The 17,647-nt window shown below is 42.6% G+C and carries 17 protein-coding genes; 10 read left to right on the top strand and 7 right to left on the bottom strand.

From position 1 onward, the window contains the following. Positions 1-253: 253 nt before the first annotated feature. The 3 genes from V7K38_RS18405 to V7K38_RS18415 form a co-directional block, all read right to left on the bottom strand. On the bottom strand, positions 254-640 hold the full coding sequence (locus tag V7K38_RS18405; protein WP_334859842.1) for a type II toxin-antitoxin system VapC family toxin: 387 nt from the start codon (positions 638-640) through the stop codon (positions 254-256). Further along, on the bottom strand, positions 640-918 hold the full coding sequence (locus tag V7K38_RS18410) for a hypothetical protein (RefSeq protein ID WP_334859843.1): 279 nt from the start codon (positions 916-918) through the stop codon (positions 640-642). Before V7K38_RS18410 ends, V7K38_RS18405 begins: the two co-directional genes overlap by 1 nt. Positions 919-1,057: 139 nt before the next feature. After that, positions 1,058-4,660, bottom strand: a complete 3,603-nt coding sequence (locus tag V7K38_RS18415) for a helicase-related protein (RefSeq protein WP_334859844.1) — start codon at positions 4,658-4,660, stop codon at positions 1,058-1,060. Between the two features lie 661 nt (positions 4,661-5,321). On the opposite strand from V7K38_RS18415, the gene V7K38_RS18420 reads away from it, so the two are divergent. Beyond that, entirely contained in the window at positions 5,322-6,995 is a 1,674-nt protein-coding gene (locus V7K38_RS18420; RefSeq protein WP_334859845.1) for an AIPR family protein, read from the top strand. 38 nt (positions 6,996-7,033) lie between these two features. Here the strand turns inward: V7K38_RS18420 and V7K38_RS18425 are convergent, their stop codons facing one another. Next, positions 7,034-7,285, bottom strand: a complete 252-nt coding sequence (locus tag V7K38_RS18425) for an ImmA/IrrE family metallo-endopeptidase (protein WP_334859846.1) — start codon at positions 7,283-7,285, stop codon at positions 7,034-7,036. A 116-nt stretch (positions 7,286-7,401) separates the two neighbouring features. On the opposite strand from V7K38_RS18425, the gene V7K38_RS18430 reads away from it, so the two are divergent. Next, positions 7,402-9,813 (top strand): ATP-dependent helicase, encoded by a 2,412-nt coding sequence (locus V7K38_RS18430; RefSeq protein WP_334859847.1) that lies wholly within the window; start codon positions 7,402-7,404, stop codon positions 9,811-9,813. Positions 9,814-10,199: 386 nt separating this feature from the next. On the opposite strand, the gene V7K38_RS18435 is transcribed toward V7K38_RS18430, so the two are convergent. Continuing rightward, complete coding sequence (locus tag V7K38_RS18435) at positions 10,200-10,430, bottom strand: hypothetical protein (RefSeq protein WP_334859848.1); 231 nt, start codon at positions 10,428-10,430, stop codon at positions 10,200-10,202. A gap of 279 nt (positions 10,431-10,709) precedes the next feature. Between V7K38_RS18435 and V7K38_RS18440 the strand changes: the two genes are divergently transcribed. The 3 genes from V7K38_RS18440 to V7K38_RS18450 all read left to right on the top strand — a co-directional run bounded on the left by V7K38_RS18440 (position 10,710) and on the right by V7K38_RS18450 (position 12,953). Then, positions 10,710-11,105, top strand: coding sequence for a (R)-mandelonitrile lyase (locus V7K38_RS18440; protein ID WP_334859849.1), 396 nt, complete (start codon positions 10,710-10,712; stop codon positions 11,103-11,105). Between the two features lie 57 nt (positions 11,106-11,162). Next, entirely contained in the window at positions 11,163-11,939 is a 777-nt protein-coding gene (locus V7K38_RS18445; protein WP_334859850.1) for an SDR family oxidoreductase, read from the top strand. Between the two features lie 270 nt (positions 11,940-12,209). Continuing rightward, positions 12,210-12,953: an SDR family oxidoreductase gene (locus V7K38_RS18450; RefSeq protein WP_334859851.1), complete on the top strand. Its 744-nt coding sequence runs from the start codon at positions 12,210-12,212 to the stop codon at positions 12,951-12,953. Positions 12,954-13,396: 443 nt separating this feature from the next. Here the strand turns inward: V7K38_RS18450 and V7K38_RS18455 are convergent, their stop codons facing one another. After that, entirely contained in the window at positions 13,397-14,065 is a 669-nt protein-coding gene (locus V7K38_RS18455; protein WP_334859852.1) for a DUF1345 domain-containing protein, read from the bottom strand. 358 nt (positions 14,066-14,423) lie between these two features. Between V7K38_RS18455 and V7K38_RS18460 the strand changes: the two genes are divergently transcribed. From V7K38_RS18460 to V7K38_RS18475, 4 genes are all read left to right on the top strand, one after another. Then, positions 14,424-14,663, top strand: a complete 240-nt coding sequence (locus tag V7K38_RS18460) for a hypothetical protein (protein ID WP_334859853.1) — start codon at positions 14,424-14,426, stop codon at positions 14,661-14,663. Next, entirely contained in the window at positions 14,614-14,928 is a 315-nt protein-coding gene (locus tag V7K38_RS18465; RefSeq protein WP_334859854.1) for a hypothetical protein, read from the top strand. The genes V7K38_RS18460 and V7K38_RS18465 overlap by 50 nt, the downstream gene beginning before the upstream one ends. 45 nt (positions 14,929-14,973) lie before the next feature. Next, the gene (locus tag V7K38_RS18470; protein ID WP_334859855.1) at positions 14,974-15,246 is read left to right on the top strand and encodes a hypothetical protein; all 273 of its coding nucleotides are present in this window, start codon (positions 14,974-14,976) and stop codon (positions 15,244-15,246) included. Between the two features lie 149 nt (positions 15,247-15,395). Continuing rightward, on the top strand, positions 15,396-15,836 hold the full coding sequence (locus V7K38_RS18475; RefSeq protein WP_334859856.1) for a sensor histidine kinase: 441 nt from the start codon (positions 15,396-15,398) through the stop codon (positions 15,834-15,836). Between the two features lie 82 nt (positions 15,837-15,918). Here the strand turns inward: V7K38_RS18475 and V7K38_RS18480 are convergent, their stop codons facing one another. After that, positions 15,919-16,308: a DUF1499 domain-containing protein gene (locus tag V7K38_RS18480; protein WP_334859857.1), complete on the bottom strand. Its 390-nt coding sequence runs from the start codon at positions 16,306-16,308 to the stop codon at positions 15,919-15,921. A 164-nt stretch (positions 16,309-16,472) separates the two neighbouring features. Between V7K38_RS18480 and V7K38_RS18485 the strand changes: the two genes are divergently transcribed. Continuing rightward, complete coding sequence (locus V7K38_RS18485) at positions 16,473-17,621, top strand: alanine--glyoxylate aminotransferase family protein (RefSeq protein WP_334859858.1); 1,149 nt, start codon at positions 16,473-16,475, stop codon at positions 17,619-17,621. The last annotated feature ends 26 nt before the right edge of the window (positions 17,622-17,647 follow it).

Here is a 17,647-nt window from a genome sequence, read left to right on the forward strand (position 1 = left end):
CTGACGCAAGTCGAGAGAGTAGGCTTTCATTGCCACCAGTTATCAGTAAAATTGCTCTTTTCTATTGTACTGCACTAGACTAATAACCGCTATAACTATCCAATAAAGTAGGTAGATCCAAGAGCGATTACTCTGACAAAATTGCGTAGTTTACCGCCGTAGGCATCGCACCAAAAAACAATCAGCAAATGAAGTAAACCTGTAGCAGTTATTCTAGACAAAGCTAAAGTTCTGAAATTTTGGCATATTTGAGCTACCCGAAATCATCAGAGAATAATGGCACATCATAAAATTTAAACTTTTGGTCTACTGTAATTATTGTTAAACCTTCTACCAAAGCTTGAGCAATTAACATCCGATCAAAAGGATCTTTATGGTGTAGAGGCAAATCAGCAACCTTTATTCCATGTACCAATGTCATAGACAAAACTTCAAACCGACTGAACCGCAAAGCTTCCTCCAAATTACCAGGAGCAATTAACTTTCCTAAAGATTGTTTAATTGAAATCTCCCAAGCACTAATCGTACTGACGAAAATTAAATTCTCAGGATTAATAATTACCTCTCGTACCTGATCTGACAATTTAGAATCATTTTCTAAAAACCACAATAAAATATGAGTATCTAACAAAAAACTCACTACTCATCCCCATAAAATGCTGCAATTACTTCTTCTGGAGTCTCATCAAAATCATCAGCAATCTTAACTTTTCCCTGCCAAAACCCCGCAACTCTTGGCTTTAAGGCATCATTTAAATCAGCTTTAGGAACTGTCGGCTCCGATTGAGCCAAAGGCAAAACTTTTGCCAAAGGGACACCCTGATGGGTTAGGGTAACTTCAACATGATTTTGGATATCTGACAATAAATCAGCTAAATTATCAGATAAGTCAGCAATATCAAAAGTTTTTGGTGACATTTGGCTTATGCCCTACTGATTACCAGCATTATAACCAATAAAACCTACCCTTACTGAAGATGAAATTGAATAGTATTAGAGGATGAAGAATGATTAAAAAATATAAAGAGTGTAATCGTTAATACGGTAAATAATTATTTTAAATCGGCTCAGTTCCCTGTTGCCACAACTCCAGCCAATCATAATTAACACTTGTCACGGCAAAATCTGGCTCTTTATGGAACGGACTGCGTAAGTAGTGAATAGAACAATTACTTTCTATATCTTCTGCTAAAGGCACTTGCACCAATGCCAAAATGAAATTATCTGGCTTATTTAGAGCGGTAATAATTTCATTCTTCGTCACTGTCACAGTTTTAGCACCTGTAATTCGCCCTTTCACTTCAATAAATCGCAACTGTCCCGTTTCTGGAATACGCGATTCAATATCGTAACCGCACTTCTGAATACTCACATCTATTGCTTCATACCCTAAATTGTGTTCTGCTTCCATCACAGCCGTCATTGCTGCCTGTTCTACCCGTTCCGTCTCCCTAGCAAACATCGCTGTTGTTGCCTGTTGTTTGCCTTGCATTCGTTGCAGCAAGCCTACTGAAACTACCAACGCACCCCCAACGACCACAGGCGGTAATGGCGATAATCTACGTTCTTGCTCTAATTCCTCCAAACGTTGCATTAACCGTGCTTGCAAATCATCCGCTCGCTGACGTGCTTTACCTGAGTTAATTTTGGCATTAGGCTTGCCAGCTTCCTCTTGCATTTTCAGTTCTTCTGCCCGATGATCCCAGTAATTAATCTCCTTGGTTAATCTATCTTTTACTGCTGTCATCGTTTTAGCAATCAGTTCCTCCTTGCGCTGCTTAAGTTCTTGAAGATGTTGGGGAACAAGGTAAGCGATCGCATAACTCTTGGCTTTTGCTTCTAAATCTTCTCGTAACCAAGATTCTTCTAAAACTGTTTCCACAACACCCTTTTCCTCGTCTGTTAGCGGACGGTAATTCAGGTAAGGTGCGTAACCTGCATTGTAGGTATTGCCTTCTGGATTGATTTCTACATATTGCATCCGCCGCGAGACTAAACGCCTAGAGCCATTTAGATTTGTCCGTGCATCTTGTATGGAATGTTCTAGATAAACTAAGGCGCGGGTTCCTTCGCTGGAATCATTTTCATCCACTAAGATAGTCCCTTGTTTTAACAAATCCCGGTGTCGTTCCAAAGTCAAGTCAATTGTGGCATCAAGTAGAGAATGTCCAGAACAGATGAAAGCAGCTAGGGGTTTCCCAGAAATGCTGATCAAATCTTTTTCAAAACAGATGCGTTCGTAGCGTAGCAGCAACGGTTCTCCGACACCAATTTGCCGCCCTCGATTGCGAATAACTGCCGGAACATGACTGATTTCGTAACGTTGAGGTTCACGTTGACGCAATGTTCCACCTAATTGGGTAAATGCTTCTAGGAAGAAAGAAGCAATAAAATGAGGTTGCAACCGTCGCGCTTCTGCCCTTTCCATTTCTTCTCGAATTTGCTGCACTTTGGCGATATCCATCGAATCTCGTGCCAAAGCCCTTTCTTCTAAAAGTTCGCGTAGTCGCTGTTGGTCGAGTTTATCATGTACGACTTGATTGAGTCTGTCTCGCACTTCTGGTTGATCGCCATAGCGAATTGCTTCAATTAATAACTCTCGTAATTCCGTCCCTGCGATCGCTTTTCCCAATACATCAAATACTTGACCCCCCAGTGCCTTCTGCTCTGCCTCTATCTTTTTCAATAACGCCAAATAGACATCGCCTTCACGAGTGCCTTTTGCCACTAAATTCCATAAGTGACATACCTCCGTCTGCCCAATCCGGTGAATTCGCCCAAAACGCTGTTCTAGGCGGTTAGGATTCCAAGGTAAATCGTAATTAACCATAAGGTGCGCCCTTTGCAAGTTAATCCCTTCACCCGCAGCATCCGTAGCTATTAAGACTTGTACTTCAATATCTTGGGTAAACGCCTCCTGCGCTTTGCTGCGTTCTTCGCGTCCCATTGCGCCATGTATATTTACCACAGCTTCATTACGTCCAAGTAGCGTCCGAATCCGATCTGTCAAATAATTTAATGTGTCCCGGTACTCGGTAAAAATCACGAGCTTGCGCCGATGTCCTTGGGCGTTGAACATTTCGGCATCATTTTGCAAGAGATTCGAGAGTTCTTCCCATTTTTTATCTTTACCACTACGTCGCACTCGTAGTGCCAGTTGCTCTAATTCTTCTAAAAGCTTAATTTCTGTTTGTAATTCTGCGATCGTCCGTGATGCTGTAGCTAGATCAACTACTTCCTGTTCTGTTGCTTCTCGTTCTTCACCAGGAATATCCTCTAAATCATCTTCTAAGTCTTCCAGATCCAGAACCTGCTTAAATTCAATGATGATTGCATTACTTCCCCGCCTCAAAACTTCTTCTTGCCTCAGCCGTTTTTGCAACCTTTCTCGACGGCGTAGCAGCGATTGATATATAGCTTCTGGGGAAGAAGCAAGCCGACGTTGCAAAATAGTCAAAGCAAAGCCAACATTACCTTTGCGTCCTTCATTTTCTAAAGCATCGGCACGATTAAATTCCTCGCGGACGTACTCAGTGACTCGCTTATAAAGTACCGCTTCTAAATCCGATAGTTCATATTCTATAGTGCTAGCTTGGCGTTCTGGAAATAGCGGTTTTCCATCAAATTTCAGCAAATCTTCTTTAACCAATCGCCGCATCAAGTCAGAAGTATCTGCTACATGAACACCATCGCGGAAGCGTCCTTCAAATCTGTCACCATCCAACAACGCCATAAACAACTGGAAGTCTTCCTCTTTGCCGTTATGTGGTGTCGCTGACATTAATAAAAAATGCCTAGTTAAAGTTGAGAGTAACTTACCAAGTTTGTAGCGTTTCGTCTCTTTAATTTCACCACCGAAAAACGAAGCTGACATTTTATGAGCTTCATCACAAACAATCAAATCCCAGTCTGTCTGTGCTAGCTTTGCTTGTAATTCTTGATTACGGCTGATTTTGTCAAGTCGCACAATCACCAACGGCATTTCAGCAAAAGCATTTCCAGTCACTGCTGATTCAATGCGATCATTAGTAAGAATTTCAAAGCGTAAATGAAACTTTTGTGACAATTCATCTTGCCACTGCGGGGCTAAACTGCCGGGACAAATCACAAGGCAACGATGCAAATCACCTCGGATCAGCAATTCCCGCATCAGCAACCCCGCCATAATAGTTTTACCTGCACCTGGGTCATCTGCTAAGAGAAAACGCAGAGGTTGTCGAGTCAACATTTCCCCGTAAACGGCGGTAATTTGGTGGGGTAAGGGTTCGACTAGAGAGGTGTGAACAGCTAGCAAGGGGTCGAATAGATAAGCTAGACGGATACGGTGCGCTTCTGATGCCAGACGAAAATTAGCTCCATCAGCAGTGAAACTCCAAGCACCACCAGAGGTGATTATTTCTAGGGTAGGTTCTCTGTCTCGAAAGACTAACTCATTCCCTAGCGTGCCGCTAGCATCTTTGTATGTCAATTCCACAACATCAGAGCCATGCCATTGAGCATCGACGATGGCGATAATACTATTTGGCAGGATACCTTGTACTTGCGTACCTTTTGTTAAATCCTCAAGTCTAAGCATATTGCGGTGTTTTCCCTTTTGGCAGATGTCAGTAGCAATGTAGATACCAATGTTTTTTGGTCGGACATTGCTCCTTATGACCATAAGAGACACTAGGCTGGTTAATAGCTAGTATATTTACTGTTTTTGGCTGTGGTAGCTTGATGTTGCTTAGAAAATGGCGTTGCTTAGTTGAGAGATGATTTAAGCGATCGCTCAATGCTACTGGCTATAGGTAAAGTGAAATAGAGTGCGATCGCATCCATCGCAAACTCAACCTATTAATTCAGTTTTGCACTTGGGATGCGTAGGCGCAGCCCGCCGTAGGCATCGCCACTAAATCTTGGAGCAAATATTCCCAAATCCTTACAGGGAATTCGGTTGCAAAATTATACAACTTTTTTATTTGTTTTTGGATGGTAGCATGATGAAATTGTAGAACTTTATTTTTTCAAAACTTCTCAGTAGCTAACGATATAATACTGCTTGTAGCCGCGCAAATTGTACAACTTTTTTAGTTGTTTACATTTTAATGAAAATAGTTTCTGAACAAGTTATGTTACTTGCAGAAGCTATTTTTTATGATTAATTATTACAATTAATGTACGTATTAAAAATTGTTTTTTGTATAAAATTTTACTACAAGAGTTAAATTATCCAAATGCGATCGCATAAACCCTAATGTATTAATGTATATTAATACATTAATACAAGCTTGTAATAATTTGCTCCCATAACATCAAAGTTAATTAAATTTATCAATATTATGAGTGAAATCCATCTACGTCAAATTAAGGCTTACCTTCAAAAAACATTTAATGGTTTAGTTGACGTGTCAGATTATCAAAACAAATCTGAAACAGACAGAGAGTTGATTTTCTTAACAAGAAGTTTAGCTGCATTTACATTGATGGTTTTGGCTGATATTTCTCCTCAAGAAGCATCAAAATCAATAATTGATGGTGGACAGGATAATGGAATAGATTCGCTTTATTTTGACAGACGAGAAAAAATAATGTATGTATTACAATCCAAATGGAAACAAGACAGTAAAGGAAGTGTTAAAACAGATGAGGTAATGAAATTTACTAGAGGCTTTAAAGACTTGGTAAACGCTAGGTATGACAGATTCAACTTAAAATTTAACAATAAAACTCCAGATATTGAAGAAGCACTAAATGATGCAGGAACAAAGTTTGAAATAATTCTTGTCTATTCAGGCCAAACTCCCTTAGCAGATGAACCGAAAAGAGAATTTGATGATCTCTTAAATGAGATGAACGATTCATCAGATATTGTTAGTATGAGAGTTTTTAACCAGGCAAATATATATAATATTATATCTCAAGGAGCATCTGGTAATCCGATAAATTTAGATGTTTGCCTGTTTGAGTGGGGACAAACAAAAGAACCCTATCAATCATATTATGGGCAAGTTTCTGCTAGGGAAGTAGCTGATTGGTGGACTAAACATTCTCCTAAACTATTCTCTTCAAATATTAGACTTTTTGTGAAAGATAGTGAGGTTAATGAAGGTATTATCAATACATTAAAAAAAGAACCAGAAAAACTTTGGTATTATAATAATGGCATAACAGCTTTGTGTTCTAGTATTGGGAAAAAACCCCTCGGAGGGAGTGCAAGAGATACAGGTATATTTGAATGTAAAGATGTCAAAATAGTTAATGGCGCTCAGACTGTTGGATCGATAGCAAGAGCATATCAAAATTCTTGTGAGCAGGTTGAAAAAGCAAGAGTTCTTATCCGTTTTATATCTCTAGAGAACTGTCCCGAAGAATTTGCTACAGAAATAACTAGATTCAACAATACTCAAAATAGAATTGATCGTCGGGAATTTGTGGCTCTCGATCCTGAACAAGAAAGAATCAAAAATGAACTTCACTTGGAGGGAATTATTTATACTTATAAGTCAGGCGAATCAATTCCAGATGGACAAAAAGGTTTTGATTTAAATGAAGCTACGATTAGTCGAGCTTGTAAACAGAATGAGGTTTCTTTTGCCACACGAGTTAAAGATAAAATTGGTGTTTTATGGGAAGACATAGAAAAACCTCCATATAAAACTTTGTTTAATAAATCAGTAAATGGTTCTAACCTTTGGAAATTAGTTCAAATATTAAGAGTGGTAGAGAATAAATTATCAGAAGTACAAAAACAACGAGATGGAAGAGAAAAGTTATTTGCAACTCATAGTAATCGTTTGATATTACACCTTGTTTACAAAGCTTTGCCAGATAATTTTTTTACCATATCAGCTGATTTAACGCCAGTACAGACTGATGATATTCAATCTATGTCCTCAAAATTTTTGGGAAGTATTATGAGTGAAAGTAGTAACCTATTTCCAACTTCTTATCCGGCAAATATCTTCAGAAATGTAACAAAATGCCAAGAAATTATAGAAAGAATTTTAAATTGACATTAGTTTCATAAAAAGCAAAATTTTTTATACAACATTTATCCAATATTTACTCCAGTGACATCGCTACAGAATAGCACTATTTCCTCACTTGCATTAAAATGTACCGCTATTTCTGTCTGTGTCATTTGGCGTTGAACCGCCCAGAGTAGACCCCGCCGAGGAATCTGAAGGCATCCACCTAAATAAGTTGCTTCATTTTCATCGCTCTGTCGGCGCACAGTAAGCCCGGTATTTGAATCAAAGCGGACAATTTTATGACCCAATAACAGGTGTCCAAACTTGTGCATCAATTTTCTGGTTAGTTAGAGCTTAGAAAGATATCAAATTAAGCTAATCTAGCATTAAGATGCCTGAATTGTGAATTCTTACTTAAAGAATTCTTCTTCCAAATATAAAATTTGATATGTCAGACTCTAAATTTAATACTCCTGTGGCTCAAGAATTACTCCACTCAGAATTGTCTGAGCGATCGCCTGTTCCTAATCTGCGAGATAAAATTCTCGCAATCCGCAACAGTCTCCGCCCTGGACAACAACAAATGGCTGACTGGCGATCTGGCCCTTTGGCTATTTCTGCAGTTCCTGGCGCAGGTAAATCTACTGGGATGGCGGCGGCAGCAGCGATCGCGATCGCCCGTCAATATGAACGTTCATCTTCCCGCCGTCACTTGGTAGTTGTTACTTTTACTCGTTCAGCAGCTGCCAATATCAAAGCGAAGATTCGCAAAGATTTAAAGAAATTATCTTTACCTCAGACTGGGTTTTTTGTCTATACTCTACACGGTCTAGCGTTGAACATTGCTAGCCGCCATTCTGATTTATCGGGTTTGCAGTTAGAAAATGTCACATTAATTACGCCAACCCAAAGTCACCGCTTTATCCGAACAGCCGTAGAACAATGGATTGTGAATAATCCCGGAATATATCTGCGGTTATTAGAGGGTCATCAATTTGACGGAGAAGAGACAGAAAGGTTGCGTCGTCAATCGGTGCTGCGAACAGAAGTATTACCAGAATTGGCGAATACAGTAATTCATGAAGCAAAAAGTTCTGGGATATCGCCAGAATTATTACGGGAGTGGAGTAGACAAACCACAGATGAATATACAATTTTGAGCGTAGCGGCGGGATTGTATGAGCAATATCAAAAGTTAATGCGATCGCGTGACTTCATCGATTACGATGATATGATTTTAGCCGCACTGCGCGTTTTAGAAAACGGCAGCGCCCGTCGCATCGAGCAAAACCAAGTTTTCGCCGTCTTTGAAGACGAAGCCCAAGATTCTAGCCCCCTACAGACGCAGTTGTTAGAAATTTTGGCGAGTGATGCGGGAGCAAGGGGAGATGAGGGAGATAATTCTTCACTCCTCACTCCTCACTCCTCACTCAATCTAGTCCGAGTTGGCGACCCGAACCAAGCGATTAACTCTACTTTTACCCCAGCCGATCCAATTTATTTTCGGCAATTTTGCGAAGAGTGCGATCGCATCAAACAATTGGCAACGATGGATCAAGCTGGTCGCAGTAGTAGAATTATCATTGAAGCCGCGAACTTTGCTCTGAAATGGATCAATAATCAGTCTTTAGCAAAAACGAATAACGGACAACAGATTCCTGAGAATCGACAAGTACCATTTCGCTTCCAGACAATTCGCCCTGTTGAAACTGGAGATCCACAAAAGAACGCCAACCCAGCACCAATAGGACGGGGATTAGAACTTTATACTCCACGTGACATTCATCACACCGTTGAATTGTTATCTAAAAGAGTCATCGAGTTATTTGGCGAAGATCCAACACAACATAGTGCAGCAATTTTAGTGCGAGAAAATCGCCAAGGAAGATGGTTAGGAGAAGCTTTAGCACCTGTGTGCAAAGAGCATAACATTACACTTTACGATGTGGGAGAACGCGATCGCCGTTCTCATGTTCCCCAAGAGATTTTAGCATTGCTGCAATTTTGCGATCGCCCCCACTCCCCCGATTACCTCAAAGCTGCATTAGAAGCATTAGTACAGCGCCAGTTAATTCCTACCCAAGACCTCAACGCCCTTGCTAGTCTACCAGAAGAATTTTTGTATCCTGGGCCCCTAGCAGCACCCCAAGTAGAAACAGTCCAAAAAGCCGCTCGTTTGTGTCGCAATTTACTTCGCGCCCGCTTGGAATTGCCTCTATACCAGCTAATTTCCTTTCTCGCCTTAACCTTAAATTACGACCAGGCAGAATTGGCAACTGCTGACAAACTTGCAGAAAGGGTAAACCAGCAAATAGCTGGCAATAGTTCGATGGGAGGAATGCTATCAGCTTTAAGTGAAATCGTCAGTTCCGAACGGTTTGAACCAGTGGAAACCGAAGATTCGGAAGAACGTTATACTCGTCGCGGTCAACTGACTATCATTACCATGCACAAAGCCAAAGGGCTAGATTGGGATTATGTATTTCTTCCCTTTCTCCACGAAAACTTGATTCCTGGGAGATTTTGGGTTCCTCCCCAAAGCCAGTTCTTAGGAGATTTTACCTTATCAGAAGTAGCCCGCGCCCAAATTCGTGCTGCTCTCCACGGAGAATCTACCATCCCAGATGTTACACAAGCATGGGAACAAGCAAAGCACTTGAAAATATCTGAGGAGTACCGTTTACTGTATGTTGCGATGACACGAGCAAAGCGTTTGGTGTGGATGTCAGCAGCGCAGAAAGCCCCCTTTACTTGGAGTAAACCAGAGAATTTGCAAGAGCAAGCACCTTGTCCAGTTTTTCCAGCGTTAAAGCGCCAATTTCCTGAATGTGTGGTGAATTTAGCGGTGATGGCTCGATAAAGGCGATCGCAATTTGATTATTGAATCAAGGGTAGCGGCCAACTGCCTGAATCTTCTGGTATCCAAGCAATCGTACTATCTATATATAACCCTGACCAATGGTAATTGGTTTATTTGCCGCTATTGATCGCTATGCTCAAATGTCCTTTCTTGCAGTGTTACTGCATCCGGTAGCGACCAGTTAGTATGGTCTCCTGCCAACAATGGTCGCCCCTCTACTGGCATTTGTTTGATATATAACTGCATCAATTTCTGTCGCTGTGGTCTGCTATCTTCTAGGGAGCAATGCTCTAGCAGTGAGGTACAAAAAATAGGTAATATAAACTACCTAAATTCTTAGCGATCGCTACTTAGAAAAGGCAAAAACAGGGAACTTCTACATCGGTTTATTGGGAATAAGCCCTGGTAATTGAGAGATAAAATCCAATCTCACATTTTCGCATTGCTCCCGAAACAGCATGACAGGCTTCCATAGGCGAGGAGAATCGATGAAGATGCAAGCCCTTCAGAGGCTCGATCGTCCCATCATGACGAATAGCCTGTGAGATGCGTTCAACCAATTCGTCTCGGTTGGCTTGCACTCTGGAAGCCTCGCGCTTTGCGTGCTGCTCGTTCATTAAATCCATATTGGACTTCTCATTCGTTTTAGTAGCGTTCATTTCTAAGTTTGCAGGATTGTACAACAAACTTAGACGATCGTTTTATTGCTTACCCTTGAAAATTCTTAGAATGAAACTAAAGCAATGAAAGTGATTCCGGCTTATTGTAAGCATTCTGGATTTTTATCTAGGAGAAAACGCTGTTTTGATTCGGCAAGAGATTTACTTCCTGGCAACCATGCAGAGTATCAAGGCTAACCTTGCTTCTTAAAAAGTCTCAAGTGAAGGAATAAAAACATGGACATCAAACGAAGTGGCTCACAGCCTTCCGCCAAAGCACCGGACGAGTATTTTACCGGCACTGTCCGCATTGACCCCCTGTTCGAGGCGCATGATCCAGCACGCACGTCTGGCGCCAGCGTCACGTTCGAGCCAGGCGCTCGGACAGCATGGCACACCCATCCATTAGGACAGACTCTGATCGTGACGGTGGGCTGCGGACTTGTACAGCGATGGGGCGGCGCGATCGAGCAAATTCGTCCGGGAGACGTGATCTGGTTTGAGCCGGGTGAGAAGCATTGGCACGGTGCCACGCCAACCACGGCGATGACGCACATCGCCATTCAGGAATGGTTCGATGGTAAGCCTGTCGATTGGATGGAACAGGTCAATGACGAGCAATATCCCAACTGATCTCCGCATCTGGTGGTTTTAAGACCTTGTTAGGTGAAAAATTGAAGGAGAAAAATAATGACGACAAACGAAAATGGAAACTACACAGGAAAAGTTGCGTTTGTGACCGGAGCAGCGAACGGTATCGGTCGAGCTACGGCGCTGGCGTTTGCACGTGAAGGCGCTAATGTGGTGGTCGCTGACATTTCAGAACAGGGCAATCAAGAAACAGCCCGCATGATCGAGGAACTCGGCAAACAGGCGCTCGCCGTCAGGTGTGACGTGACGCAGTCCGAGGATGTGAAGGCGGCCCTAGCCAAGACGGTTGAGGCTTTTGGGCGGCTGGACTTCGCCTTCAACAACGCGGGCATCGAGCCGAGGAAACCAGCTCCGACCGCGGAGTACGAGGAGGAGGAGTGGAACCGGATCATCGATACCAACCTTCGTAGTGTTTTCCTGTGTATGAAGTACGAGATCCCGCTAATCCTCAAGCAGGGAGGCGGCGCGATCGTTAACACGTCATCGGGCGCGGGAATCATCGGCATCAAGGGTAGCCCCGCGTACACTGCCGCGAAGCACGGCGTGATCGGTCTCACCAAGTCGGCGGCCCTCGACTATGCCGCGCAGAACATCCGCGTCAACGCCGTCTGTCCTGGCTACATCGAGACCCCGATGATGGATCGCTTCACCGGCGGCACGGCCGAAGGGCGCGCGAAGGTGATTGCGGAGGAGCCGATCGGACGGATGGGCAAGCCCGATGAGATCGCCGCAGCCGTCGTCTGGCTGTGCTCAGACGCGGCTGCGTTCGTCGTTGGGCACGCTATGGTTATCGACGGCGGCCAAACGGTGCAGTAATGGTCGGAGCAAAAGAACCTGACTTAGCATATCTGGAGAGAGGAGGAGGAAATTATGTAAAAAACTGAGACAACAATCCTTAATCCAGACCTTTCGGGCAGACTTTTACACATGACATGGCGAAACTTGTTAAGTTGTTTTCTCAATCTTTGGAGTATTACCAGAAAAGTTTTTGCTGATGCCAGATGGAACCGTCGGCCTGCCTTTAGCCCCTGATTGGCAAGTCCGCTCTTGCGGAACTCAGAGTTACTCAACAATAAGAGGAATAAGATGATTAAAGACAAAGTTGTGATTATTACCGGCGCATCATCAGGGATTGGTGAAGCAAGTGCGAAATTGCTTGCAAGCAAAGGAGCTAAAGTCGTATTGGGCGCGCGACGCGAGCAGCAATTGAGACAACTGGTTGATGAAATTCAAAGAGCTGGCGGACAAGCAGTCTATCAAGTGATGGATGTAGCTAATCCATATGATAACGCCCAGATCGTCAAGCTTGCCAAGGAAACATTTGGAGGCGTTGATGTTATTTTCTTGAACGCTGGCATCATGCCCACTTCTTCACTTTCTGCATTAAAAACGGATGAATGGAATCAAACGGTTGATATCAATATCAAGGGTGTACTAAATGGTATCGCTGCTGTGTTGCCAACGTTTATTAGCCAAAAGGCTGGGCATATTATCACAACTTCATCGGTTGCTGGATTAAAAGCTTATCCAGGTGGTGGGGTGTATGGTGGGACGAAATGGTTTGTACGCGATTTCATGGAAGTTCTACGCATGGAGTCTGCTCAAGAGGGGACTAACATTCGTACTGCGACAATTTACCCTGCCGCAATTAACACTGAGTTGTTAGATCAGATTACCGACCAAGATGCGGCTGAAAAAATGACAGCGTTGTATAAGCAATATGGCATCTCACCAGATCGAGTAGCCAATGTTGTGGCGTTTGCAATTGACCAGCCTGAAGACACAAACGTAAACGAATTTACGATTGGCCCAACCACGCAGCCTTGGTAAGGATAGTGCTGGCGGTTAGACTGAGTGCGATCGCTGTCTGATGCGACGTGACGTAGTCCGAGGACGTGAAGGCAGCCCTAGCCAAGACCGTTGAGGCTTTCGGGCGGCTGGAACTTCGCCTTCAATAGGCGATAAAGCCAGGGAACTGTGACGCTGTTGCAGTGAACGCGACGGGCGTGGAGATCCGGACGGAGTGGCGGCGTTTATTCAAGACGCAACAACGTCGCAGCGAGCAGGGATAAGCCTTGCCTCTATGACGATACACAACCCTATTTTTGAAATCTTTCTATTTTTTTAGTTTGCTTCTTTTCAACTCAGCTTCCCTGAGTCATTTCGTGCTGTTTAGTCTAAAGTCCAGTTAGGACTGCTATATATTTTTATAGCCACTAACGCGGTAGGGGAATTTCATAAATTTCCCCTACAGAAGCTGAGTCAAGTGATTTTTAAATCAGCGATGCAATGATATTGATGCTCATCGCTAAAATTGTGGTATTGAAAAAGAAGGATAATATGCTATGTAACAGAGTCAAGCGCCTCATAGCAGGTGATGTCGTCTCCACATCTGAAACTTGACTAGTCATGCCAACTACAAATGAATAATATAAAAACTCCCAATAGTCTGGATAGTCGTTATTAGGAAAATTTAAACCTTTGGTGATTTCTTCACTATTATTACGATTAATATATTTGTAATAACTGTGTGCATATTGCACTGCAAACATCGTATGCACTAGTAACCAGGAACCGACAATGGTCATAATTGCAAGTATGACATGTAAGGTAAGCAGAGTTGTTGACAACCCTTTTTTATCAGTTAGCAAAAACCCAATGGCTAAAACACTCGCACAAGCCGCAGCTATCACTAGCAAGAATATAGCCAAATGTCCTTCATATTCATTCTCTGCATAACGACGAATTTTTTCTGGCGTAGCCTTGCTCATTTTCCACCATGTTATGGCTAAGAAAAAGTCAATACCGGAGTTCCAGGCGCAGAGAATGCGAGTCGGTAAATGTAGCCAAGACGGAAGAATTATTGAAACTAATCCAGCGAGTCCGATAGCAACTATCAGTCGGGGTCGAGAGTCAAAGTTTTTAAATAAGTTAAGTTTCACAGATATCTTGTACCAAGTAATAGAGATTATAAATCGGACTCCAGTTGCTACGCTTTGGAGAACCCGAACCCTTCTTTTCACGTTTTTCCACAAGTTTGTGGCTTACTGATTTTTTGATTGAGTAAGTTTTGACATTATCATCTCCGTTAGAATACAAGCCTTTTTGGGTAACTTAAATAGGAAATCAAACAAATAGTATACTGTGGCGCAAGTTTGCCTACCTTTAATCAGGGGATTTTGCGGTAGGTGGATTTTTACCAAGCTGTACAACGATGACTCACGACGGTGTTTGAGACATCTATAAAAGCTCTTACACCTTTGTTTGTACCTAAAATATTACTTGTTTAAAGGGGACATAATGAATGATCCTACCCATGAATGGCGTTTAGCGATCGCTAAAATTATCCAACCACATCGTCCTAATATCATCCAACGACGGCATTTCCTTAAGCTTTCTGGCTTGGGTGGCTTAGTTTTTTGTTCATTAAGTGCTTGTCGTCCAACAACCAAACCAAGATCATCAGCTACCCAAACCCCTGCAAGCAGATATGTTATTAGAAATACTCTGCGAATATCTCAAGTTGGAATGGGTGTATGAACAACAATCTGAACAAAAAAATCCCGAATCACAACCGTTGATTGAAACATCCTACAATCAACTGATGTCTCCTCCTCCTGAAATCCTCACACAGCTTCATCAATTCAGCGAAGAAGGTGATTTTGATGCGGTGGTAGCAGTAGCAGAGCAATTACAGCACTCCTATCCAAAATCGATCGAATTCACACAAAAATTAATTCAGTTAACCGAAGATTGTCAAATAAAACAAGTGCGGGAGTTAATTTCGCAAGCTCTCAATCCATAAAAATGTCCATTAGCACGAGTCCGTGTACATTTGCAGATGGGAAATATGACGAAAACCTTACAGCAAATCACGGCAACTCTGGAGCAGAAAGTGGCAGAACGCAGCGCTTCATGGCAAAAAGCGCAAGTACAACTGGTACAGCAAGAAAAACTCTCAATTTTGGGTGAATTGGTAGCTGGGGTAGCCCATGAAATCAATAATCCCATCGGTTGTATTAGTAGTAATTTGGCTCCGGCTCAAGAGTATGTCGCCATCCTAGAAAAAGCTTTACGCCTCTATCAAGCAGAGGTAATTCACCCATCCGCTCAAATGCAGTAAGAACTTGAGGAGTTAGATGTCGAATTTGTCCTCGAAGATTTACCAAAGTTACTCGATTCCATGAAATTGAGCAGTGTCCGAATCAAAGACATCTTGTTTCGCTGCGAAACTTTTGCCGTGCAGATGTCGTTGGTAAAGTGCTTTTCGATGTGCATCAAGGACTTGACAGTACGCTTTTGATCCTCCAGCATCGACTTAAAGGCTTGAGCGGGCGATCGCCAATTGAAGTGATTAAAGAGTATGGAAAGCTACCAGAGGTTCAGTGCTATCCCGGACAACTCAATCAGGTGTTGATGAATTTACTTGCTAATGCTATTGATGCGTTGGAAGAATCAAATCAGGAGCGATCGCCAAAGGATATTAAAGCTAATCTAAATCGGATTGAGATTCAGACTCGACTGGATGATTCTCAAAAGTATATTGTGATTTGTATCCGAGATAATGGTATGGGGATGTCACTAGAAATTCAGCAACACATTTTCGATCATTTGTTCACAACCAAAGAGGCTGGGAAAGGAACAGGATTAGGATTAGCGATCGATCGCCCGTCAGATTATAGAGGATACCCAGAAAGGTCAGTTAAGTTGTAATTCTCAACTAGACAAGGGAACGGAATTTGCAATCGTCCTCCCAATTTAACCTTTTAAGAAATTTAAATCCCCAGGATGATAGTTACTTTAACTTGGCTCTAATCGCCTCTATTCGTTGGCGATTCACACCTAAATCGCTTTGACCTAAGCGTGAAGCTGAACGCACTTGGATTGCATTAGCATTCCGGTCTAGATAGAATTCTACATCATCTACAAATCCCAGTAAAGCACTTTTAAATTCTGCATATAAATAATCTTGGCTTTCAGTAATGATTTTAGTTCTTGGTAAAGACTGAATAATTTTTTTCAGATTAGCAATCGCTTTCTCTGGGGTAGATGTAAAAGTCAACGGTGCAATTTTGTGGGTTGCATCTCTACTCTGACTGGAAACACAGTTAGGAGAGTTAGGACAAGATGCTAATTTACCGTTGCTAATACCCAAGTTATTTGGTCGTTTGCCAGCAAAAACCATAATTATCTATCCAGCTAAGGGAATAAATATACTTTCGCACATTTGTTTGAATCACTGTAATACTTTATAGCGCTGACATCTTCTAGCAAATGACAGATTCACTAAAACATCGGTGATGCGTTCGCTCTATGATCCGGTAAGTATCGTCTAGGCGAAGACAAATTATGACGCAAACAATTTCAATCAACGACTCTGGACGGTTGCAACTTACACCGCTAGAAATCCCATCCCGTCTACTGTTAGGGCCAGGGCCATCAAATGCCCATCCCACAGTTCTCCAAGCGATGAATACCTCACCAGTTGGGCATCTTGATCCAGCTTTTCTCGCCCTCATGGATGAAATTCAGTCGTTGCTACGCTACGTATGGCAAACAGAAAACCAACTCACCATTGCAGTCAGTGGTACGGGAACAGCCGCAATGGAAGCAACGATCGCTAATGCTGTTGAACCTGGTGATATAGTTTTGATTGGTGTAGCTGGTTATTTTGGTAATCGCCTCGTAGATATGGCTGGACGTTATGGTGCTGATGTCCGAACCATTACCAAACCTTGGGGACAAGTTTTCAAGCTTGATGAACTCAAAACTGCCCTAGAAACTCATCGTCCCGCTATTTTAGCTCTAGTTCATGCCGAAACTTCCACCGGCGCACGGCAACCTTTAGAAGGAGTTGCTGATTTGTGTCGTGAATTTGGCACTTTGCTGTTGGTGGATACTGTAACAAGTTTGGGTGGTGTCCCCATATTTTTGGATGCTTGGGGAGTTGACTTAGCTTATAGTTGTAGCCAAAAAGGATTGGGTTGTCCGCCTGGTGCTTCGCCTTTTACTATGAGTGCGCGCGCAGCTGAGAAATTGCAACAGCGCCAAACAAAGGTAGCAAACTGGTATTTGGATATGTTGTTACTGGGTAAGTATTGGGGTGCTGAACGCACCTATCACCACACAGCACCGATTAATTTATATTATGCACTGCGGGAAGCATTACGTTTGCTGGCAGAAGAGGGATTAGCCAACTCGTGGCAGCGACATCAGAAGAATGTAGAATATCTCTGGGAAGGGTTGGAGAATTTAGGACTGAGTATGCACGTCGAGCTTGAGTATAGACTACCAACCCTTACCACTGTCTGCATTCCCACAGGAGTAGATGGGAAAGCGATCGCACGGCAGTTACTCAATGAACATAATATTGAAATTGGCGGTGGTCTTGGCGAACTAGCTGGTAAGGTCTGGCGCGTTGGATTAATGGGCTTTAATAGTCGAAAGGAGAGTGTTGACCAACTTTTAGCAGCACTGCGGCAAGTTTTACCTAAATAGTCTATCGGATAAAATAGTGCGTTAAC

Origin of the sequence: Nostoc sp., from assembly GCF_036917465.1 — a bacterium.
GTDB lineage: Bacteria > Cyanobacteriota > Cyanobacteriia > Cyanobacteriales > Nostocaceae > Nostoc.